The organism is Streptomyces sp. NPDC058701 (assembly GCF_042715295.1).
GTDB lineage: Bacteria > Actinomycetota > Actinomycetes > Streptomycetales > Streptomycetaceae > Streptomyces.
Genome location: NZ_JBHXSY010000023.1, coordinates 100,814 through 122,387, shown reverse-complemented (window position 1 = coordinate 122,387; position 21,574 = coordinate 100,814). Strand labels below are relative to the sequence as shown.

The window sequence follows — 21,574 nt, the reverse complement described above, 5'->3', positions numbered from 1 at the left end:
CCCCGGCCGCCCCCGGCGCCCCCCGCGCACTCGGCCGGCCCCCCCGGCGCCGGGGGGGGCGCCCCCTTCCGTACGCCCGGGTGGTACGCCCGGCGGTATGCCCGAGTGCCATGCCCGGGTGGGCATACGGAAAACCGGTGGGCCCCAGGGGCCTCTCGCGAGGTCCCGGAACCCACCGGTAAACGTTTCTGCTGGGCCTGGGCCCGAGGGACTAGACGTCCTCGTGCGCCACCGCGCGACGCGCGTCCGCGTCCAGCACGCCCCAGCTGATCAGCTGCTCGGTCAGGACGGAGGGGGACTGGTCGTAGATGACGGCGAGGGTGCGCAGGTCGTCCTGGCGGATCGACAGGACCTTGCCGTTGTAGTCGCCGCGCTGGCTCTGGATGGTGGCCGCGTAACGCTGGAGGGGGCCGGCCTTCTCGGCGGGTACGCCCGCCAGGCGCTCCAGGTCCAGCCGGAGCTTCGGCGGCGGCTCGGCCGCTCCGCCGGGAGTGGTGCCCGGCAGCAGCTCCTGCACCGGAACCCCGTAGAAGTCCGCCAGCTCGGCAAGGCGCTGGACGGTCACGGCGCGGTCCCCGCGCTCGTAGGAACCGACCACCACGGCCTTCCAACGGCCCTGGGACTTCTCCTCGACACCGTGGAGGGAAAGGCCCTGCTGGGTGCGGATGGCGCGGAGCTTGGCCCCGAGCTGTTTGGCGTATTCGCTGGACATAACGCTCCCGGACGCTGTGACGCTGTGACGACATGGACAACGTGCGGCTCCGCCGCGCGGCTGGTAACTCACTGTGAGGTTACGCAGCGTTACTTGGATGCGTCAAGCCGAATGCTCCCCATCAGCCCCTCGCGGGGCACCCCGCGCGCCCCGTCGGAGCCCTCCCGCCCCCGGTCGGTGCCGGGGCCCCCACCTGCCCCTGGTACCGTGTGGGAGGTACATCAGACGTCCTTTAAGGTCCGTCCCGTGAGGCGGAGAAGGAGGTCCTTCCATGGACGCTCAGAACACCGCCCAGCACCCAGGTCAGCCCACCGGGCAGGACCGCTCCATGCGCCCCGTGCTCGAGGCGCAGGACATCGCCCGGGTCCTGACCCGCATCGCCCACGAGATCGTCGAACGCGCCAAGGGCGCCGACGACGTGGTGCTCCTCGGCATCCCCACCCGCGGTGTCCACCTCGCCCGCCGGCTGGCCGCCAAGCTCGAAGAGATCACCGGTACGAAGATCCCGGTCGGCTCCCTCGACATCACCATGTACCGCGACGACCTCCGCATGAAGCCGGCCCGCGCCATCGGCCGCACCGAGATCCCGGGTGACGACCTCGACGGCCGCCTCGTCGTCCTCGTCGACGACGTGCTCTTCTCCGGCCGCACCATCCGCGCCGCCCTCGACGCGCTCGGCGACCTCGGCCGCCCCCGCGCCGTGCAGCTCGCCGTCCTCGTCGACCGCGGCCACCGCGAGCTCCCGATCCGTGCCGACTACGTCGGGAAGAACCTCCCGACGTCGCTGCGCGAGACCGTCAAGGTCCAGCTCCAGGAGGAGGACGGCCGCGACGCCGTGCTGCTCGGCCAGCGGACCCCCCAGGCGACCGGGCAGCAGTAGCCCGCACCGGTCCGGGCCCCTTCGCGGGTCCGCGCCGAGCCCTGCCCTGCCGCCCGTCAGCCACGCCCGTCAGCCTGCCTGCCCTCCCGACCTACGGAGCCATCCAGATGAAGCGCCACCTCATCTCGGCCGCCGATCTCACGCGCGACGACGCCGTCCTGATCCTCGACACCGCCGAGGAGATGGCCCGCGTCGCGGACCGGCCGATCAAGAAGCTGCCCACCCTGCGCGGCCTCACCGTCGTCAACCTGTTCTTCGAGGACTCCACCCGCACCCGGATCTCCTTCGAGGCGGCCGCCAAGCGGCTCTCCGCGGACGTCATCAACTTCTCCGCGAAGGGTTCCTCGGTTTCCAAGGGCGAATCCCTGAAGGACACCGCCCTGACCCTGGAGGCCATGGGCGCCGACGCGGTCGTCATCCGCCACCACGCCTCCGGCGCCCCCTACCGGCTCGCGACCTCCGGCTGGATCGACTCCGCCGTGGTCAACGCCGGCGACGGCACCCACGAGCACCCCACCCAGGCCCTGCTGGACGCCTTCACCATGCGCCGCCGCCTGGTCGGCCGCGACGCCGGTCTCGGCAAGGACCTGGGCGGCCGCCGGATCACCATCGTGGGCGACGTCCTGCACAGCCGGGTCGCCCGCTCCAACGTCCAGCTGCTCCACACGCTGGGCGCCGAGGTCACCGTGGTGGCCCCGCCGACGCTGGTCCCGATCGGCATCGGCAGCTGGCCCTGCGCGGTCTCGTACGACCTCGACGAGGTGCTGCCGAAGTCCGATGCGGTGATGATGCTGCGTGTGCAGCGCGAACGCATGAACGCCGCCTTCTTCCCGACCGAGCGCGAGTACTCCCGCCGGTACGGACTCGACGGCGACCGCATGGCGAAGATGCCCGGGCACGCCATCGTGATGCACCCCGGCCCGATGAACCGCGGCATGGAGATCACCGCCCAGGTGGCCGACTCCGACCGCTGCACGGCCGTCGAGCAGGTCGCCAACGGCGTCTCCACCCGGATGGCCGTCCTGTACCTGCTGCTCGGAGGATCCGAGCCCGCCGTTGCCACGAGCAACGCCCCCGCCTCCCGCCCGTCGCCCGCCACCACCCCTGAACGAGGCGCTGAGCGCCGTCCCTTTGATGCCGAGGAGAGCAAGTAACGATGAGCAAGATCCTGATCCGTGGCGCGAAGGTACTCGGTGGCGAGGCGCAGGACGTCCTGATCGACGGCGAGACCATCGCCGAGGTCGGCACGGGCCTGTCCGCCGAAGGCGCGACCGTCATCGAGGCCGAGGGCAAGATCCTGCTCCCCGGCCTGGTCGACCTGCACACCCACCTGCGCGAGCCGGGCCGCGAGGACAGCGAGACCGTGCTGACGGGCACCCGCGCCGCGGCCTCCGGCGGCTTCACCGCCGTGTTCGCCATGGCGAACACCTTCCCGGTCGCCGACACCGCCGGCGTCGTCGAGCAGGTCTGGCGCCTCGGCAAGGAGTCGGGCTACTGCGACGTGCAGCCGATCGGCGCCGTCACCGTCGGCCTGGAGGGCAAGCAGCTCTCCGAGCTGGGCGCCATGCACGACTCCGCCGCCCGCGTCACCGTCTTCTCCGACGACGGCAAGTGCGTCGACGACGCCGTGATCATGCGCCGCGCCCTGGAGTACGTGAAGGCCTTCGGCGGCGTCGTCGCCCAGCACGCCCAGGAGCCCCGCCTCACCGAAGGCGCCCAGATGAACGAGGGCGTCGTCTCCGGCGAGCTGGGCCTCGGCGGCTGGCCGGCCGTGGCCGAGGAGTCGATCATCGCCCGCGACGTCCTCCTCGCCGAGCACGTCGGCTCCCGCGTCCACATCTGTCACCTCTCCACCGCCGGCTCCGTCGAGATCGTCCGCTGGGCCAAGTCCCGCGGCATCGACGTCACCGCCGAGGTCACCCCGCACCACCTGCTCCTCACGGAGGAGCTCGTGCGCTCGTACAACGCGGTCTACAAGGTCAACCCGCCGCTGCGCACCGAGGCCGACGTGCTGGCCCTGCGCGAGGCTCTCGCCGACGGCACCATCGACATCGTCGCCACCGACCACGCCCCGCACCCGCACGAGGACAAGGACTGCGAGTGGGCCGCCGCCGCCATGGGCATGGTCGGCCTGGAGACCGCGCTCTCCGTCGTCCAGCAGACGATGGTGGAGACCGGACTGCTCGACTGGGCGGGCGTCGCGGACCGCATGTCCTTCGCCCCGGCGCGCATCGGCGGCCTGGAGAACCACGGCCGACCCGTCTCGGCAGGTGAACCCGCGAACCTGACCTTGGTGGATACCTCGTACCGTGGTGTCGTGGACCCCGCACGATTCGCCTCCCGCAGCCGCAACACGCCCTACGAGGGCCGCGAGCTGCCGGGTCGCGTGACACACACCTTCCTGCGGGGCCGGGCAACGGTCGTGGACGGGACGCTGGCGTGACACCTGCAGTAATCCAACTGGCCGCCGAGGCCGAACGACGGTCGGCGGAGGTGACGGACTGGGGCGCGCGCATCGCGTGGGTCGTCGGCCTGCTCGTCTTCATCGCGTTCGTGTACTGGCTGATGCGGCAGGGCTGGAAATGGCGCGGAGCCCTGCAGAACGATCTGCCGGAGCTGCCCGCCGCACCCGACGGCCTCCCCGAACACCGGCTGGCGCTGACCGGCCGGTACCACGGGTCGACCACCGCCGGACAGTGGCTGGACCGGATCGTCGCCCACGGCCTGGGCGTCCGCAGCAGGGTCGAGCTCACGCTCACCGACGCGGGCCTGGACGTGGTCCGACCGGGGGCCACCGACTTCTTCGTACCGGCCGCGCAGCTGCGCGGCGCCCGCCTCGACAAGGGGATCGCGGGCAAGGTACTCACCGAGGGCGGTCTGCTCGTCGTCACATGGGCGCATGGCGACAAGCTGATCGACTCCGGATTCCGCTCCGACCGCGCGGCCGAACACGCCGCCTGGGTCGAAGCGATCAGCACGCTGACACCACAGAACTCATCCATCACGACGGAAGGCGCCGAACGATGACGACCTCCACCAGGGGAGCAGCCAAAGCTCCCGCCGTACTCGTCCTGGAGGACGGCCGGATCTTCCGCGGCCGTGCCTACGGCGCTGTGGGGGAGACCTTCGGCGAGGCCGTCTTCTCCACCGGCATGACCGGCTACCAGGAGACCCTCACCGACCCGTCGTACCACCGGCAGGTCGTCGTCATGACCGCCCCCCACGTGGGCAACACCGGCGTCAACGACGAGGACCCCGAGTCGTCCCGCATCTGGGTCGCCGGGTACGTCGTGCGCGACCCCGCCCGCGTCCCGTCCAACTGGCGCTCCCGGCGCTCGCTGGACGAGGAGCTGGTCGAGCAGGGCGTCGTCGGGATCTCCGGCATCGACACCCGCGCCCTCACCCGCCACCTGCGCGAGCGCGGCGCCATGCGCGTCGGCATCTTTTCCGGCGCGAACTGGGAGGGCGTCCGCGACGAGGCCCTGCTCGCCCGCGTCAAGGAGGCCCCGCAGATGAAGGGCGCGAACCTCTCCGCCGAGGTCGCCACCAAGGAGGCGTACGTCGTCCCCGCCATCGGCCCCGACGGCGAAGCCGTCCCGATCGGCACCGCGAAGTTCACCGTCGCCGCCGTCGACCTCGGCATCAAGGGCATGACCCCGCACCGGATGGCCGAGCGCGGCATCGAGGTCCACGTGCTCCCCGCCACCGCGACCGTCGAGGACGTGTACGCGGTCGACCCGGACGGCGTGTTCTTCTCCAACGGCCCGGGCGACCCGGCCACCGCCGACGGACCCGTCGCCCTCATGCAGGGCGTCCTGGAGCGCAGGACCCCGCTCTTCGGCATCTGCTTCGGCAACCAGATCCTGGGCCGCGCGCTCGGCTTCGGCACCTACAAGCTGAAGTACGGCCACCGCGGCATCAACCAGCCGGTGCAGGACCGCACCACCGGCAAGGTCGAGATCACCGCGCACAACCACGGCTTCGCCGTCGACGCGCCCCTCGACAAGGTCTCCGAGACCCCCTACGGCCGCGCCGAGGTCTCCCACGTCTGCCTGAACGACCAGGTCGTCGAGGGCCTCCAGCTGCTCGACCAGCCGGCCTTCAGCGTCCAGTACCACCCCGAGGCGGCCGCCGGCCCGCACGACGCCGCGTACCTCTTCGACCGCTTCACGTCTTTGATGGAAACCGCCCAGATGGAGGCCGAGCGTGCCTAAGCGCACCGATATCCAGTCCGTCCTGGTCATCGGCTCCGGCCCGATCGTCATCGGCCAGGCCGCCGAGTTCGACTACTCCGGCACCCAGGCCTGCCGCATCCTCAAGGCCGAGGGCCTGCGGGTCATCCTGGTCAACTCCAACCCCGCGACGATCATGACCGACCCGGAGATCGCCGACGCCACGTACGTCGAGCCGATCACCCCGGAGTTCGTCGAGAAGATCATCGCGAAGGAGCGCCCCGACGCGCTGCTCCCGACCCTCGGCGGCCAGACCGCGCTCAACACCGCCATCTCCATGCACGAGCAGGGGGTGCTGGAGAAGTACGGCGTCGAGCTCATCGGCGCCAACGTCGAGGCCATCAACAAGGGCGAGGACCGCGAGCTCTTCAAGGGCGTCGTCGAGGCCGTCAAGGCCAAGATCGGTTACGGCGAGTCCGCCCGCTCGGTCATCTGCCACACCATGGACGACGTCATCGCCGGCGTCGACACCCTCGGCGGTTACCCCGTCGTCGTCCGCCCCTCCTTCACCATGGGCGGCGCCGGCTCCGGCTTCGCCCACGACGAGGAGGAGCTGCGCCGCATCGCCGGCCAGGGCCTCACGCTCTCCCCGACCACCGAGGTGCTCCTGGAGGAGTCCATCCTCGGCTGGAAGGAGTACGAGCTGGAGCTGATGCGCGACACCAAGGACAACGTCGTCGTCGTCTGTTCCATCGAGAACTTCGACCCGATGGGCGTCCACACCGGCGACTCCATCACCGTCGCCCCGTCGATGACGCTGACCGACCGCGAGTACCAGCGGCTGCGCGACATCGGCATCGCGATCATCCGCGAGGTCGGCGTCGACACCGGCGGCTGCAACATCCAGTTCGCGATCGACCCGGTCGACGGCCGCGTCATCGTGATCGAGATGAACCCTCGCGTCTCCCGCTCCTCGGCGCTTGCGTCGAAGGCCACCGGCTTCCCGATCGCCAAGATCGCCGCCAAGCTGGCCATCGGCTACACGCTGGACGAGGTTCCCAACGACATCACCGAGAAGACGCCGGCCTCCTTCGAGCCGTCCCTCGACTACGTCGTCGTCAAGGCCCCGCGCTTCGCCTTCGAGAAGTTCCCTCTCGCCGACGCCACCCTCACCACCACCATGAAGTCGGTGGGCGAGGCCATGGCCATCGGCCGCAACTTCACCGAGGCCCTCCAGAAGGCCCTGCGCTCCCTGGAGAAGAAGGGCTCGCAGTTCACGTTCGTCGGCCCGACCGGCGACAAGGACGAGCTGCTCGCCACCGCCGTCCGCCCGACCGACGGCCGCATCAACACCGTCATGCAGGCCATCCGCGCCGGCGCCACGCAGGAGGAGGTCTTCGAGTACACGAAGATCGACCCCTGGTTCGTCGACCAGCTCTTCCTCATCAAGGAGATCGCGGACGAGCTGGCCGCGGCCGAGAAGCTCCACCCCGAGCTGCTCACCGAGGCCAAGCGCCACGGCTTCTCCGACGTCCAGATCGCCGAGATCCGCGGCCTGCGCGAGGACGTCGTGCGCGAGGTCCGCCACGCGCTGGGCGTCCGCCCGGTCTACAAGACGGTCGACACCTGCGCCGCCGAGTTCGCCGCGAAGACCCCGTACTTCTACTCCTCGTACGACGAGGAGTCCGAGGTCGCGCCGCGCACCAAGCCCGCGGTGATCATCCTGGGCTCCGGCCCGAACCGCATCGGCCAGGGCATCGAGTTCGACTACTCGTGCGTCCACGCCTCCTTCGCGCTCAGCGACGCCGGGTACGAGACCGTGATGGTCAACTGCAACCCGGAGACCGTCTCCACCGACTACGACACCTCCGACCGCCTGTACTTCGAGCCGCTGACGCTCGAAGACGTGCTGGAGATCGTCCACGCCGAGTCCCTGGCCGGCCCCATCGCGGGCGTCATCGTCCAGCTCGGCGGCCAGACCCCCCTCGGCCTCGCCCAGGCCCTCAAGGACAACGGCGTCCCCGTCGTCGGGACCTCCCCGGAGGCCATCCACGCCGCCGAGGACCGCGGCGCCTTCGGCCGGGTCCTCGACGAGGCCGGACTGCCCGCCCCCAAGCACGGCACCGCCACCACCTTCACGGGTGCGAAGGCCATCGCCGACGAGATCGGCTACCCGGTCCTGGTCCGCCCCTCGTACGTCCTCGGCGGCCGCGGCATGGAGATCGTCTACGACGAGGCCCGCCTGGAGTCCTACATCGCGGAGTCCACCGAGATCTCCCCGACCCGCCCCGTGCTGGTCGACCGCTTCCTCGACGACGCGATCGAGATCGACGTCGACGCCCTCTACGACGGCCACGAGCTCTACCTCGGCGGCGTCATGGAGCACATCGAGGAAGCCGGCATCCACTCCGGCGACTCGGCCTGCGCCCTGCCCCCGATCACCCTCGGCGGCCACGACATCAAGCGCCTGCGCGCCTCCACCGAGGCCATCGCCAAGGGCGTCGGCGTCCGCGGGCTGATCAACATCCAGTTCGCGATGGCGGGTGACATCCTCTACGTCCTGGAGGCCAACCCCCGAGCGTCCCGCACCGTCCCCTTCACCTCGAAGGCGACCGCCGTCCCCCTCGCGAAGGCCGCCGCGCGGATCTCGCTCGGCACCACCATCGCCGAGCTCCGCGCCGAGGGCATGCTGCCGAAGAACGGCGACGGCGGCACCCTGCCGCTCGACGCGCCGATCTCCGTCAAGGAGGCCGTCATGCCGTGGTCGCGCTTCCGCGACATCCACGGCCGCGGCGTCGACACCGTCCTCGGCCCGGAGATGCGCTCCACCGGCGAGGTCATGGGCATCGACTCCGTCTTCGGCACGGCGTACGCGAAGTCGCAGGCCGGCGCCTACGGCCCGCTGCCGACCAAGGGCCGCGCGTTCATCTCCGTCGCCAACCGCGACAAGCGCACGATGATCTTCCCGGCCCGGGAGCTCGTCGCCCACGGCTTCGAGCTGATGGCCACGTCGGGCACCGCCGAGGTGCTGCGCCGCAACGGCATCAACGCCACCGTCGTGCGCAAGCTCAGCGAGGGCGAGGGCCCCGACGGCGAGAAGACCATCGTCCAGCTGATCCACGACGGCCAGGTCGACCTGATCGTCAACACCCCGTACGGCACCGGCGGCCGCCTCGACGGCTACGAGATCCGCACGGCGGCCGTGGCGCGCAGCGTCCCGTGCCTGACCACGGTCCAGGCACTCGCCGCGGCCGTCCAGGGCATCGACGCGCTCAACCGCGGCGACGTGGGCGTCCGTTCGCTCCAGGAGCACGCGGAGCACCTGACCGCGGCCCGCGACTAGCAGCCCGAACAGGGGAGGGGGACACCGGATTCGCGCTTGCGACGGGTGTCCCCCTCTTCATGAGCGCAGAGGGATCTTCGAAGCGATGTACAAACTCTTCTTCAACCTGGTCTTCAAGCGGATGGACCCCGAGCAGGCCCACTACACGGCCTTCCGCTGGATCCGCCTCGCCGCCCGCACCCCCGTCCTGCGGACCTTCGTCGCGGCCTGGCTCGCCCCCCGCCACGCGGCGCTGCGCACCGAGGCCCTGGGCCTGCGGATGCACGGCCCCTTCGGACTCGCGGCCGGCTTCGACAAGAACGCCGTGGCCGTCGACGGCATGGCCATGCTCGGTTTCGACCACGTCGAGATCGGCACGGTCACGGCCGAGGCCCAGCCCGGCAACCCCAAGAAGCGCCTCTTCCGGCTCGTGCCGGACCGCGCGCTGATCAACCGGATGGGCTTCAACAACGAGGGCTCGGCGGCCGTCGCGGAGCGCCTCGCCGCCCGCGAGGCGGTCTTCCGGACGGTCGTCGGCGTCAACATCGGCAAGACGAAGACCGTGCCCGAGGAGGAGGCCGTCGCGGACTACGTGGCCTCCACCGAGCGCCTCGCCCGCCACGCCGACTACCTCGTCGTCAACGTCTCCTCGCCGAACACCCCCGGCCTGCGCAACCTCCAGGCCACGGAATCGCTGCGCCCCCTGCTGACGGCCGTGCGGGAGGCCGCCGACCGCTCCGTCACCGGCCGCCGGGTGCCGCTCCTGGTCAAGATCGCCCCCGACCTCGCCGACGAGGACGTCGACGCGGTCGCGGACCTGGCCCTGGAGCTCGGCCTCGACGGCATCATCGCCACCAACACCACCATCGCCCGCGAGGGCCTCGGCCTGAAGTCCGCGCCGGCCCTGGTCAAGGAGACCGGCGGCCTGTCCGGCGCCCCGGTCAAGGAGCGCTCGCTGGAGGTCCTGCGCCGCCTGTACGCCCGCGTGGGCGACCGGCTCGTCCTCGTCGGCGTCGGCGGCATCGAGAACGCCGAGGACGCCTGGCAGCGGATCCTGGCCGGAGCCACCCTCGTCCAGGGATACAGCGCCTTCATCTACGAGGGCCCCTGCTACGCCCGCGCCATCCACCGGGGCCTGGCCGCACGCCTGGCCGACAGCCCGTACGCGACGCTCGCCGACGCGGTGGGCGCCGAGACCCGAAAGGTCGCGCTGTGAGCCCTGTGACCCCCTTCGGCACCCGCCTGCGCGCGGCGATGGACGCCCGCGGCCCGCTGTGCGTCGGCATCGACCCGCACGCGGCCCTGCTGGACTCCTGGGGACTGGCCGACGACATCGCCGGACTGGAGACGTTCTCCCGGACCGTCGTGGAGGCGCTGGCCGAGTCGGTGGCGGTGTTCAAGCCGCAGGCCGCCTTCTTCGAGCGGTTCGGCTCGCGCGGCGTCGCGGTGCTGGAGCGCACCGTGGCGGACGCCCGGGCGGCGGGCGCGCTGGTCGTGATGGACGCCAAGCGCGGCGACATCGGCTCGACCATGGCGGCGTACGCCTCGGCCTTCCTGGACCCGGCCTCGCCGCTGTTCTCGGACGCGCTGACGGTCTCCCCGTACCTGGGCTACGGCTCGCTGAAGCCGGCCGTGGACCTGGCCCGGGAGTCGGGCGCGGGGCTCTTCGTCCTGGCGCTCACCTCGAACCCGGAGGGGGCCGAGGTCCAGCGGGCCGTACGGGAGGACGGCCGGACGATCGGGGCGACGATGCTGGCGCACCTGGCGGCGGAGAACGCGGGCGCCGCGCCGATGGGCTCCTTCGGAGCGGTCGTCGGCGCCACCCTCGGGGACCTGTCCTCCTTCGACCTGGACATCAACGGGCCGCTGCTGGCCCCCGGCATCGGCGCGCAGGGCGCGACCGCGGCCGACCTGCCGGCCGTCTTCGGGGCCGCCGTGCGCAACGTCGTCCCGAACGTGTCGCGGGGCGTCCTGAAGCACGGCCCGGACGTGGCGGCGCTGCGCGCCTCCGCGCGGGGCTTCGCCGAGGAGATCCGCGCGGCCGTCTCCGCGTAGCCGCGCCGCCACGGGGGCTTCCGGCCCGCCCCGAAGCCCCCGTGACGCGCACGCCGACCGGGCCGGAACGGCCCTCGCGGCCGCCCGACCCGCCCGCACGGCGCCCGGATGTGACGCGTATCACCTCTCCGTGATCCGGTGGGCCCCGCCTCCGGCCGGGCGCGCGCCGCCGCCGGGCGCGGCGCGCCGGATTCCCGGCTCCCGCGCCCGCGCCGGCGCGGCCTCGGAAGGGCCCCGCTGGTCAGCGATCCGCAAGGGCCACCGTGCCTGCGGGCGGGACCGCGCGCCGCACGCGCCGCGTACGGGAACGGAGCGTTCGAGGCGGACGGGGGAGACGCCCGTCGAACGGCCTGACGAAAATCGAGCGTCTTCCACCGGACAAAACCGGGGTGATTTGTCCGTGATGTACGGTTCAGTGGAGGCTGACCAGGACTTTTCGTCCGTTCTCGCTGACGAGAGCGGTCGCGGCCGCTAGTCTCCGAGCAGAGTGAACGAGCAGCGAACGAGTTCCACCGCTGTTCGGGAACTTGCCTGGTGTGGTGCCTTCGGGCTGCCCACCACCGGTCCGTATCCGACAGTTCGACATCCGAGGTGACGTAGGCGTGGCTCTTCCGCCCCTTACCCCTGAACAGCGCGCAGCCGCGCTCGAAAAGGCCGCCGCGGCTCGCCGGGAGCGGGCCGAGGTGAAGAATCGACTCAAGCACTCCGGCGCCTCGCTCCAAGAGGTCATCAAGACGGGCCAGGAGAACGACGTCATCGGCAAGATGAAGGTCTCCGCCCTGCTGGAGTCCCTGCCCGGCGTGGGCAAGGTCCGCGCCAAGCAGATCATGGAGCGTCTCGGCATCTCCGAGTCCCGGCGTGTCCGAGGTCTCGGTTCCAACCAGATCGCCTCTCTGGAGCGTGAGTTCGGCACCCCTGCCGGCTGACGCGCGGCCCGGAGTCGCCCCGGCGTTCTCAGGCAGTCCCGAGAAGCTGGATAATCGCTCTATGGCAGCAGAGGTTCGTCCGCGGCTGACCGTGCTCTCCGGCCCTTCGGGGGTCGGCAAGAGCACGGTCGTCGCGCATATGCGCAAGGTCCACCCCGAGGTCTGGCTCTCGGTGTCGGCCACCACCCGCACGCCGCGGCCCGGTGAGCGACACGGAGTCCACTACTTCTTCGTCAACGACGACGAGTTCGACAAGCTGATCGCCAACGGCGAGCTGCTGGAGTGGGCCGAATTCGCGGGCAACCGCTACGGCACACCGCGCGGCGCGGTGCTGGAACGCCTGGACAGCGGCGAGCCGGTACTGCTGGAGATCGACCTCCAGGGCGCACGGCTCGTCCGCGAGTCGATGCCCGATGCCCAGCTCGTCTTCCTGGCCCCGCCGAGCTGGGACGAGCTGGTCCGCCGGCTCACCGGCCGGGGCACCGAATCCGCCGCGGTCATCGAGCGCAGGCTCGAAAGCGCCACGATCGAACTGGCTGCCGAGTCCGAGTTCGACACCACCCTGGTCAACACCTCGGTCGAGGACGTGGCCCGCGAGCTGCTAGCCTTGATGGACGTTGTTTGATCGTTGATCGATTTTTTCGAATCGATCGATGTTTGATCTTTCACCCATCTTCGGAAGGTAGAGCGTGTCCTCTTCCATCACTGCGCCCGAGGGCATCATCAACCCGCCGATCGACGAGCTGCTCGAGGCCACGGACTCGAAGTACAGCCTCGTGATCTACGCGGCCAAGCGTGCGCGTCAGATCAACGCGTACTACTCGCAGCTCGGTGAGGGCCTGCTCGAGTACGTCGGCCCGCTGGTGGACACCCACGTCCACGAGAAGCCGCTTTCGATCGCGCTGCGCGAGATCAACGCGGGTCTGCTGACCTCCGAGGCCATCGAGGCCCCGGCTCAGTAAGGCACCGAGAATTCCTTTCACCACAGGCCCGGCAGACCATCTGCCGGGCCTGTGGTGTGTCATGGGTGGGTACGGCGATCAGTGACCGGGGCCCCGGACGGGCCCGGGCGCCGGACGAGTCGAGGGGAGTACGTGGTGGGTAAGCCGAAGGTCGTGCTGGGAGTCAGCGGCGGCATCGCCGCCTACAAGGCGTGCGAGCTGCTGCGCAGGCTGACCGAGTCCGGGCACGAGGTGCGGGTGGTGCCGACGGCGGCCTCCCTGCACTTCGTCGGCGAGGCCACCTGGGCCGCCCTCTCCGGGAACCCGGCCTCCACGGAGGTCTGGGAGAGCGTCCACGAGGTCCCGCACGTGCGCATCGGGCAGTCCGCGGACCTCGTCGTCGTCGCCCCGGCCACCGCCGACATGCTGGCGAAGGCGGCCCACGGGCTGGCCGACGACCTGCTCACGAACACGCTGCTCACCGCCCGCTGCCCGGTGGTCTTCGCACCCGCGATGCACACCGAGATGTGGGAGCACCCCGCCACCCAGGAGAACGTGGCCACCCTGCGCCGGCGCGGAGCCGTCGTGATCGAACCCGCCGTGGGCCGGCTCACCGGCAAGGACACCGGCAAGGGGCGGCTGCCCGACCCCGAGGAGATCTTCGAGGTCTGCCGGGGCGTCCTGGCCCGCGGGACCGCCGGCCCCGACCTCGCCGGGCGGCACGTGGTGATCAGCGCCGGCGGCACCCGGGAACCGCTGGACCCGGTCCGGTTCCTCGGCAACCGCTCCTCCGGCAAGCAGGGTTACGCGCTCGCCCGCACCGCCGTCGCGCGCGGCGCCCGGGTCACCCTGGTGGCCGCCAACGCCGCGCTGGCCGACCCCGCCGGGGTGGACGTCGTACGGGTGGGGACGGCCCTCCAGCTGCGGGAGGCCGTGCTCAAGGCCGCCGCGGACGCGGACGCGATCGTGATGGCCGCCGCCGTCGCCGACTTCCGGCCCGCCGCCTACGCGAGCGGGAAGATCAAGAAGCAGGACGGTCACGAGCCCGCTCCCGTCGCCCTCGTCCGCAACCCCGACGTGCTCGCCGAGATCTCGGCCGAGCGGGCCCGTCCGGGCCAGGTCGTCGTCGGATTCGCCGCGGAGACGGACGACGTCCTGGCCAACGGCAGGGCGAAGCTGCTGCGCAAGGGGTGTGATCTTCTCGTCGTCAACGAGGTCGGCGCGTCCAAGACCTTCGGATCGGAGGAGAACGAGGCTGTCATCCTCGCCTCCGACGGCTCCGAGACGCAGGTGCCCCACGGTCCCAAGGAGGACCTCGCCATGGTGATCTGGGACCAGGTAGCCCCCAGGCTGGCCCCCCGACGCGCCTGAGCGGATGTCTTCTCCTCGCCACCTTCGTGCGTCAGAATGGAGTGCCGCAGGTCACACCGCTCCCATAAGGCGAGACGGGTGGTCCTGCGTACGGTGGCGACCGATAAACTGCACGCGGAACGTGATCGGGCGCAGCCCCCGATGTGGTTCCGCCAAATGATCAGCCAGCAGCCGCTGCAACCCCCAGGGAGCGATGTGTCCCGCCGCCTGTTTACCTCGGAGTCCGTGACCGAGGGCCACCCCGACAAGATCGCCGACCAGATCAGCGACACGATCCTCGACGCACTGCTCAGCGAGGACCCGACGTCGCGCGTGGCCGTGGAGACCCTCATCACCACCGGTCTCGTGCACATCGCGGGAGAGGTGACGACGAAGGCCTACGCGCCGATCGCGCAGCTCGTCCGCGACAAGATCCTCGAGATCGGCTACGACTCGTCGAAGAAGGGCTTCGACGGCGCCTCCTGTGGCGTGTCGGTGTCCATCGGCGCGCAGTCCCCGGACATCGCGCAGGGCGTCGACACCGCCTACGAGAAGCGCGTCGAGGGCGACGAGGACGAGCTCGACAAGCAGGGCGCCGGCGACCAGGGCCTGATGTTCGGCTACGCCTGCGACGAGACCCCCGAGCTCATGCCGCTCCCGATCCACCTCGCGCACCGGCTCGCCCGCCGCCTGTCCGAGGTCCGCAAGAACGGGACCATCCCGTACCTGCGCCCCGACGGCAAGACCCAGGTCACCATCGAGTACGACGGGGACAAGGCCGTGCGCCTGGACACCGTCGTCGTGTCCTCGCAGCACGCGTCGGACATCGACCTGGACTCCCTGCTCGCGCCCGACATCCGCGAGTTCGTCGTCGAGCACGTCCTGAACCAGCTGGTCGAGGACGGCATCAAGCTCGACACCGAGGGCTACCGCCTGCTGGTGAACCCGACCGGCCGCTTCGAGATCGGCGGCCCGATGGGCGACGCCGGCCTCACCGGCCGCAAGATCATCATCGACACCTACGGCGGCATGGCCCGCCACGGCGGCGGTGCCTTCTCCGGCAAGGACCCGTCCAAGGTCGACCGCTCCGCCGCCTACGCGATGCGCTGGGTCGCCAAGAACGTCGTCGCCGCCGGTCTGGCCTCGCGCTGCGAGGTCCAGGTCGCGTACGCGATCGGCAAGGCGGAGCCCGTGGGCCTCTTCGTCGAGACCTTCGGCACCGCCAAGGTGGACGTCCAGAAGATCGAGGACGCGATCGGCGAGGTCTTCGACCTGCGTCCGGCCGCGATCATCCGCGACCTGGACCTGCTGCGGCCGATCTACGCCCAGACCGCCGCCTACGGCCACTTCGGCCGCGAGCTCCCCGACTTCACCTGGGAGCGCACCGACCGCGTGGACGCGCTGCGCGCGGCCGCCGGTCTGTAGGACCGCCCGCCGAACGGCCCCGGATCCCGCCCGGTCCGGGGCCGTTCGCGTGCCCGTACGCCGCCGTGCCCGGTCCGGGGCCGTACGGCCCCGCGGGGCTCCGTCGCCGTCCGCTGTCACAGGGGTTTGGTAAGAATGCGGGTGTGAGCAGCGCGAACGATTCCCCGCCGGAGCAGCTCGCGCTGATCCGGGAGATGGTCGCCGAGGCGAAGGCCAAGGCGCCCAAGGCGAAGCCCCGCACCTGGCGCGGGGCCGCCCTGGCGGAGGATCTGCCCGTCGCCCGCGTCCTCGTGAACAAGGGCGTCCTCCACCTCGACCAGCTCTGGGACTACGCCGTCCCGGCCGAGCTCTCCGAGGCCGCGCAGCCCGGAGTCCGCGTCCGGGTGCGGTTCGGGGCCGGGTCGCACCACGTGCGCGGCGGCCGCCGCGAGGGCGGCGGCCTCATCGACGGGTTCGTCGTCGAGCGGCGCGCCGAGTCCGACTACGACGGGGCGCTGGCCGCCCTGGCCCACGTGGTCTCGCCCGAGGTCGTGCTCGGCCCCACGATGCTGGCCCTGGCCCGCGCCGTCGCCGACCGGTACGCGGGCAGCCTCGCCGACGTGCTCCAGCTCGCCCTGCCCCCGCGCAACGCCCGCGCCGAGGCCAAGCCCTCGTCCGAGCCGCTGCCCCCGCCCGCCGTGCCCGACCCCGGGGGCTGGGAGCGGTATGGCGCCGGGACCGCCTTCCTGCGGGCCCTGGCCACCGGCGGCACACCGCGCGCGGTGTGGACGGCCCTGCCGGGACCCGGCTGGGCCGACGAGCTGGCCCGGGCCGTCGCCGCCACCCTCGCCTCCGGCCGCGGGGCCCTCGCCGTCGTCCCCGACGGGCGGACCGCCGCCCGGGTCGACGCCGCGCTCACCGCGCTCCTCGGCGAGGGGCGGCACGCACTGCTCACCGCCGAGTCGGGGCCCGAGAAGCGCTACCGCGAGTGGCTCGCTGTCAGCCGCGGCTCGGTGCGGGCCGTGGTCGGCACGCGGGCCGCGATGTTCGCACCCATACGGGACCTCGGGCTCGTCGCCGTCTGGGACGACGGGGACTCCAGCCACAGCGACGACCGCGCCCCCTTCCCGCACGTCCGGGAGGTGTTGGAGCTGCGCGCGGTGACCGACGGCTGCGCCTTCCTGGCCGGCAGCACCAGCTGTACCGTCGAGGCCGCGCAACTCGTCGAGTCGGGCTGGGCGCGGCCGCTCGTCGCCACCCGCGAGACGGTGCGCGCGTGCGCCCCCCGGATCCGCACCGTGGGCGACGAACTGCTGGGTCGCGACGGGGCGGCCCGCACCGCGCGGCTGCCGAGCCTGGCCTGGGAGACCGTGCGGGAGGGGCTGAAGACGGGGCCCGTCCTGGTCCAGGTGCCGCGGCGGGGCTACGTGCCCCGGCTGGCGTGCGAGCGGTGCCGCACCCCGGCCCGCTGCACGGTCTGCGCGGGGCCGCTGGAGGCGCCCGACGCGCGGGACCTGCAGTGCGGCTGGTGCGGGCGGGGCGAACCGTCGTGGCACTGCGAGGAGTGCGGGTCGTTCCGGCTGCGGGCCCAGGTCGTGGGGGCCCGGCGGACCGCCGAGGAACTGGGGCGGGCCTTCCCGGCCGTGCCCGTACGGACGTCCGGGCGCGACCACGTGCTGGACGAGGTTCCGGACGCGCCGGCGCTGGTGGTGTGCACCCCCGGGGCCGAGCCGGTCGCGGCGGGCGACGGCTACGCGGCGGCGCTGCTGCTGGACGGCTGGGCGATGCTGGGCCGGCCCGACCTGCGGGCCGGGGAGGACGCGCTGCGCAGGTGGATCGCGGCCGCCTCGCTGGTACGGGCGCAGGGGCAGGTGGTGGTGGTCGCGGAGCCGACGCTGCGGCCGGTCCAGGCGCTCGTGCGGTGGGACCCGGTGGGGCACGCGGTACGGGAGCTGGCCGAGCGGGCCCAGCTGGGCTTCCCGCCGGTGTCCAGGATGGCCGCGGTGGCGGGGCGCGGCGAAGCGGTGGAAGCCTTCCTGGCCGGCGCCGGACTGCCCCCCGACGCCGAGATCCTGGGCCCGGTACCGCTTCCCGGGCGGCGCGGTGCCCCCTCCGCCGGGGAGCGGGCGCTGGTCCGGGTCCCGCCGGGCAGCGGAGCCGCCCTGGCCGCCGCCCTGAAGGCGGCGCAGGCCGCGCGGATGGCGCGGGGGCTGCCGGCGGCGGAGGCGGTCCGGGTCCGGATCGATCCGCCGGACATCGGTTGACGGCCGGCCCGGCGGTGGCCGGCCCGGCGGTGTCCGGCCCGGGCCGGGCAGCCGGACGCCCCCGGTGGGGGGCGCCCGTACGGGTCGCCCGCCGGGGGCGGGGCTCATGCGGCGGGGTGGGAACGGCCGTGCCGTCGGGGGTCGGCGACCCGGCGGCGGGGCTCCCGGTCAGCCGTTGCGCGGGCCGGGGAAGGCGGGCGGGCGGGGTGCGCCCGCCACTGCCTGGGACTCCTCGCGCACGGGCTGCGGGGGCACCGAGCGGGCCGCCGGGACGGTCGGCAGCGGGCCCAGGGTCCGGGTGGTGGCCGTCGCCTCGGCCAGCGGCTCGGCCGTCTCGGCGGCCTGCGCCCGCCGGGCACCGTACCGGCGGTGCACGGCCTGCTTGGTGACACCGAGCGCAGAACCGACCGCGTCCCACGAGAAGCCGAGCGAGCGGTCGAAGTCCACCGCGGCGGTGACCAGCGTCTCGACGCTGTCCCGGAGATCCTGCGCCAGACGGACGGTGGGCGCGGGCGCCCGGCCGTAGACGACGAAGCCCGTGGAGGGTCCGGAGCGGCGCGGGCGGTACACATTGCCGAGCTGGGCGGTGAGCGTACGCAGGGCATCCACCTGCCGGCGAACCCGCTCGATGTCCCGCACCAGGAGGTGCAGGCTGGCCCGGGCTTGGGCGTCGTGGGTGGCGTGGTCGGCCATGAAGAAGCCTCTCGAACCGGTGCTGAAGGGCGGATCGGGCCGCAGACACCGTTCACGACGCGGCCCGTTTCGGTCAATCTCTCTTGACCAACGCGTCACCGGGCGCCCAGGTCACGCTGTGGGGGCGTGTCGGCATATGCGAGAGGCGCGCGCGTGTGCGTACGCCCCCTCGCGACCACCGGTGGGCCGCGGGGGTGCGGGCCCATAGACTGATGTGCTGCTGACAGCCGAGATAGCGAGGTAGGACCCCAGTGAAGCTCGTCTTCGCAGGCACCCCCGAGGTCGCCGTGCCCGCCCTGGACGCCCTCATCGCCTCCGGGAGGCACGAGGTCGCCGCCGTCGTCACCCGGCCCGACGCACCGGCCGGCCGCGGCCGGCGCCTCGTCGCGAGTCCGGTCGCCGAACGCGCCGAGGAGGCGGGCATCGAGGTCCTCAAGCCCGCCCGTCCGCGCGACCCCGACTTCCAGGCCCGGCTGCGCGAGATCGCCCCCGACTGCTGCCCCGTCGTCGCCTACGGGGCGCTGCTCCCCAAGAGCGCCCTCGACATCCCCCGGCACGGCTGGGTCAATCTGCACTTCTCGCTGCTGCCGGCCTGGCGCGGAGCCGCCCCCGTACAGCACTCGATCATGGCCGGCGACCAGGTCACCGGGGCCTCCACCTTCCAGATCGAGGAGGGGCTGGACTCCGGCCCCGTCTACGGGATCCTCACCGAGGAGATCCGCCCCACCGACACCAGCGGCGACCTGCTGACCCGGCTGGCGTTCGCCGGTTCCGGTCTGCTGTCCGCGACCATGGACGGGATCGAGGACGGCACCCTGCGCGCCGTCGCGCAGCCCCTCGACGGACTCTCGCTCGCGCCCAAGATCACCGTGGAGGACGCCCGCGTCGACTGGAAGGCCCCGGCGATGCGCGCCGACCGCGTCGTGCGCGGCTGCACGCCGGCCCCGGGCGCGTGGACCGTCTTCCGCGGGGAGCGGCTCAAGCTGATCTCGGTGGGCCTGGTGCCCGACCGCACCGACCTGGAGCCCGGCGTCCTGGCCGCGGCCAAGAACGACGTCCACGTCGGCACCGGATCGCACGCCGTGGAGCTGCTGTGGGTCCAGCCGCAGGGCAAGAAGCCGATGCGCGGCGCCGACTGGGCCCGCGGCGTGCGGATCGCCCCCGGGGAGCGGCTCGGCGGCGGCGACGTAGGCTGATCCGTGGACGCGCGGCCGCGGGCCCGGCCCGCACTCCGCGCGTTCCGTGCGCGTCCGCACTCCTCGCCGTACCCGTAGCACTCGTACCTCCGGAGCACCTTTCACGTGAGCGAACAGCCCAGCCGTCGTCCCGCCGCCGCAGGCGCGGGGGACAAGCCGGCCAAGTCGGCCAAGCCGCACCGCAGGCCCAAGAAGGATCCCGTCCGGATGCTGGCCTTCCAGGTGCTCCGGGCGGTGGACGAGCGCGACGCCTACGCCAACCTCGTGCTGCCTCCGCTGCTGCGCAAGGCCCGGCAGGACGAGAGCTTCCAGGCCCGGGACGCGGCGCTGGCCACCGAGCTGGTCTACGGGACGCTGCGCCGGCAGGGCACGTACGACGCCGTCATCAAGGCCTGCATCGACCGGCCGCTGCGCGAGGTGGACCCGCCGGTCCTCGACGTGCTCTCGCTGGGCGCGCACCAGCTGCTGGGCACCCGCATCCCCACGCACGCCGCGGTCTCGGCGAGCGTGGAACTGGCCCGGGTGGTGCTCGGCGACGGGCGCGCCAAGTTCGTGAACGCCGTGCTGCGCAAGATCGCCGCGCACGACATGGACGGCTGGCTGGAGCGGGTCGCCCCGCCGTACGAGGACGACGCCGAGGAGCACCTCGCCGTCTACCACTCGCACCCGCGCTGGGTCGTCAGCGCCCTGTGGGACTCCCTGGGCGGCGGCCGCGCGGGCATCGAGGACCTGCTGGAGGCCGACAACGAGCGGCCCGAGGTGACGCTCGTCGCCCGCCCCGGGCGGTCGACCCCGGAGGAGCTGCTGGAGGCGGTGGGCGAGGACTCGGCGCTGCCGGGCCGGTGGTCGCCGTACGCCGTCCGGATGGCGGAGGGCGGTGAGCCGGGCGCGCTGGAGGCGGTGCGCGACGGCCGCGCCGGCGTCCAGGACGAGGGCAGCCAGCTCGTGGCGATGGCCCTCGCGGAGGCGCCCGTCGAGGGTCGCGACGAGCGCTGGCTGGACGGCTGCGCGGGACCCGGCGGCAAGGCGGCCCTGCTCGCGGCGCTGGCCGCGCAGCGCGGGGCCTTCCTGCTGGCCTCCGAGAAGCAGCCGCACCGGGCGCGCCTGGTGGAGAAGGCGCTGGCCGGCAATCCCGGCCCATACCAGGTCATCGCGGCGGACGGGACCCGCCCGCCGTGGCGTCCGGGCTCCTTCGACCGGGTCCTGGTGGACGTGCCGTGCACGGGCCTGGGCGCGCTGCGGCGCCGCCCGGAGGCGCGCTGGCGCCGCCGCCCGGAGGACCTGGAGGGCTTCGCGCCGCTGCAGCGCGGGCTGCTGCGGGAGGCCCTGTCGGCGGTCCGGGTGGGCGGGATCGTGGGCTACGCGACGTGCTCCCCGCACCTGGCGGAGACCCGGGTGGTCGTGGACGACGTCCTGAAGGGCCGCGGCGCGGGCAACGAGCCGGTGGCGGCCGAACTGATCGACGCCCGTCCGTACATGTCGGGCGTACCCGCCCTCGGCGACGGGCCGGACGTCCAGCTGTGGCCGCACCTGCACGGGACCGACGCGATGTACCTGGCGCTGCTGCGGCGCACGGCGTAGCGCTGGCGGCGCGGCGGCGAGCGCGCGGCGCGGGCGTAGCGCGGCGAGCGCGGAGCGGGGCGTGAAATCCGGTCAAAT

Annotated in this window: 18 protein-coding genes; 16 read left to right on the top strand and 2 right to left on the bottom strand. The window is 72.6% G+C overall.

Features of this window, described 5'->3' with window-relative positions; genetic code table 11:
• Nucleotides 1–211 precede the first annotated feature (211 nt).
• A complete protein-coding gene (gene bldD, locus ACFWW8_RS23760) occupies nucleotides 212–712 on the bottom strand; it encodes a transcriptional regulator BldD (protein ID WP_030026184.1) in 501 nt (166 codons plus the stop codon).
• Nucleotides 713–983: 271 nt separating this feature from the next.
• Between bldD and pyrR the strand changes: the two genes are divergently transcribed.
• From pyrR to ACFWW8_RS23690, 14 genes are all read left to right on the top strand, one after another.
• A complete protein-coding gene (gene pyrR, locus ACFWW8_RS23755; protein WP_386531019.1) occupies nucleotides 984–1,592 on the top strand; it encodes a bifunctional pyr operon transcriptional regulator/uracil phosphoribosyltransferase PyrR in 609 nt (202 codons plus the stop codon).
• 107 nt (nucleotides 1,593–1,699) lie between these two features.
• Nucleotides 1,700–2,746: an aspartate carbamoyltransferase catalytic subunit gene (locus ACFWW8_RS23750; RefSeq protein ID WP_386531017.1), complete on the top strand. Its 1,047-nt coding sequence runs from the start codon at nucleotides 1,700–1,702 to the stop codon at nucleotides 2,744–2,746.
• A 2-nt stretch (nucleotides 2,747–2,748) separates the two neighbouring features.
• Nucleotides 2,749–4,035, top strand: a complete 1,287-nt coding sequence (locus tag ACFWW8_RS23745; RefSeq protein WP_386531015.1) for a dihydroorotase — start codon at nucleotides 2,749–2,751, stop codon at nucleotides 4,033–4,035.
• Nucleotides 4,032–4,619 carry a hypothetical protein gene (locus ACFWW8_RS23740; protein ID WP_386531013.1) on the top strand — a complete coding sequence of 196 codons (588 nt, stop codon included), beginning with the start codon at nucleotides 4,032–4,034 and terminating at the stop codon, nucleotides 4,617–4,619. The genes ACFWW8_RS23745 and ACFWW8_RS23740 overlap by 4 nt, the downstream gene beginning before the upstream one ends.
• The gene (gene carA / locus ACFWW8_RS23735; RefSeq protein ID WP_386531011.1) at nucleotides 4,616–5,806 is read left to right on the top strand and encodes a glutamine-hydrolyzing carbamoyl-phosphate synthase small subunit; all 1,191 of its coding nucleotides are present in this window, start codon (nucleotides 4,616–4,618) and stop codon (nucleotides 5,804–5,806) included. Before ACFWW8_RS23740 ends, carA begins: the two co-directional genes overlap by 4 nt.
• Nucleotides 5,799–9,107, top strand: coding sequence for a carbamoyl-phosphate synthase large subunit (gene carB / locus ACFWW8_RS23730; protein ID WP_386531009.1), 3,309 nt, complete (start codon nucleotides 5,799–5,801; stop codon nucleotides 9,105–9,107). The genes carA and carB overlap by 8 nt, the downstream gene beginning before the upstream one ends.
• 85 nt (nucleotides 9,108–9,192) lie before the next feature.
• Complete coding sequence (locus tag ACFWW8_RS23725; protein ID WP_386531007.1) at nucleotides 9,193–10,302, top strand: quinone-dependent dihydroorotate dehydrogenase; 1,110 nt, start codon at nucleotides 9,193–9,195, stop codon at nucleotides 10,300–10,302.
• The gene (gene pyrF / locus ACFWW8_RS23720) at nucleotides 10,299–11,141 is read left to right on the top strand and encodes an orotidine-5'-phosphate decarboxylase (protein ID WP_386531005.1); all 843 of its coding nucleotides are present in this window, start codon (nucleotides 10,299–10,301) and stop codon (nucleotides 11,139–11,141) included. The genes ACFWW8_RS23725 and pyrF overlap by 4 nt, the downstream gene beginning before the upstream one ends.
• Nucleotides 11,142–11,743: 602 nt before the next feature.
• On the top strand, nucleotides 11,744–12,067 hold the full coding sequence (locus ACFWW8_RS23715; RefSeq protein ID WP_008740406.1) for an integration host factor: 324 nt from the start codon (nucleotides 11,744–11,746) through the stop codon (nucleotides 12,065–12,067).
• Nucleotides 12,068–12,128: 61 nt separating this feature from the next.
• Nucleotides 12,129–12,692, top strand: a complete 564-nt coding sequence (gene gmk / locus ACFWW8_RS23710; protein ID WP_386531003.1) for a guanylate kinase — start codon at nucleotides 12,129–12,131, stop codon at nucleotides 12,690–12,692.
• A 64-nt stretch (nucleotides 12,693–12,756) separates the two neighbouring features.
• Entirely contained in the window at nucleotides 12,757–13,029 is a 273-nt protein-coding gene (rpoZ, locus tag ACFWW8_RS23705) for a DNA-directed RNA polymerase subunit omega (protein ID WP_004948662.1), read from the top strand.
• 135 nt (nucleotides 13,030–13,164) lie between these two features.
• Nucleotides 13,165–14,379, top strand: coding sequence for a bifunctional phosphopantothenoylcysteine decarboxylase/phosphopantothenate--cysteine ligase CoaBC (coaBC, locus tag ACFWW8_RS23700; RefSeq protein ID WP_386531001.1), 1,215 nt, complete (start codon nucleotides 13,165–13,167; stop codon nucleotides 14,377–14,379).
• Between the two features lie 195 nt (nucleotides 14,380–14,574).
• A complete protein-coding gene (gene metK / locus ACFWW8_RS23695; RefSeq protein ID WP_386531031.1) occupies nucleotides 14,575–15,783 on the top strand; it encodes a methionine adenosyltransferase in 1,209 nt (402 codons plus the stop codon).
• A 143-nt stretch (nucleotides 15,784–15,926) separates the two neighbouring features.
• Nucleotides 15,927–18,026, top strand: coding sequence for a primosomal protein N' (locus ACFWW8_RS23690; protein ID WP_386530999.1), 2,100 nt, complete (start codon nucleotides 15,927–15,929; stop codon nucleotides 18,024–18,026).
• Between the two features lie 168 nt (nucleotides 18,027–18,194).
• Here ACFWW8_RS23690 and ACFWW8_RS23685 read toward each other — a convergent pair whose 3' ends face one another.
• Entirely contained in the window at nucleotides 18,195–18,719 is a 525-nt protein-coding gene (locus ACFWW8_RS23685) for a hypothetical protein (protein ID WP_386530997.1), read from the bottom strand.
• A 251-nt stretch (nucleotides 18,720–18,970) separates the two neighbouring features.
• Between ACFWW8_RS23685 and fmt the strand changes: the two genes are divergently transcribed.
• The gene (gene fmt / locus ACFWW8_RS23680) at nucleotides 18,971–19,915 is read left to right on the top strand and encodes a methionyl-tRNA formyltransferase (RefSeq protein ID WP_386530995.1); all 945 of its coding nucleotides are present in this window, start codon (nucleotides 18,971–18,973) and stop codon (nucleotides 19,913–19,915) included.
• A 105-nt stretch (nucleotides 19,916–20,020) separates the two neighbouring features.
• Nucleotides 20,021–21,496 carry an RsmB/NOP family class I SAM-dependent RNA methyltransferase gene (locus ACFWW8_RS23675; protein WP_386530993.1) on the top strand — a complete coding sequence of 492 codons (1,476 nt, stop codon included), beginning with the start codon at nucleotides 20,021–20,023 and terminating at the stop codon, nucleotides 21,494–21,496.
• Nucleotides 21,497–21,574 lie beyond the last annotated feature (78 nt).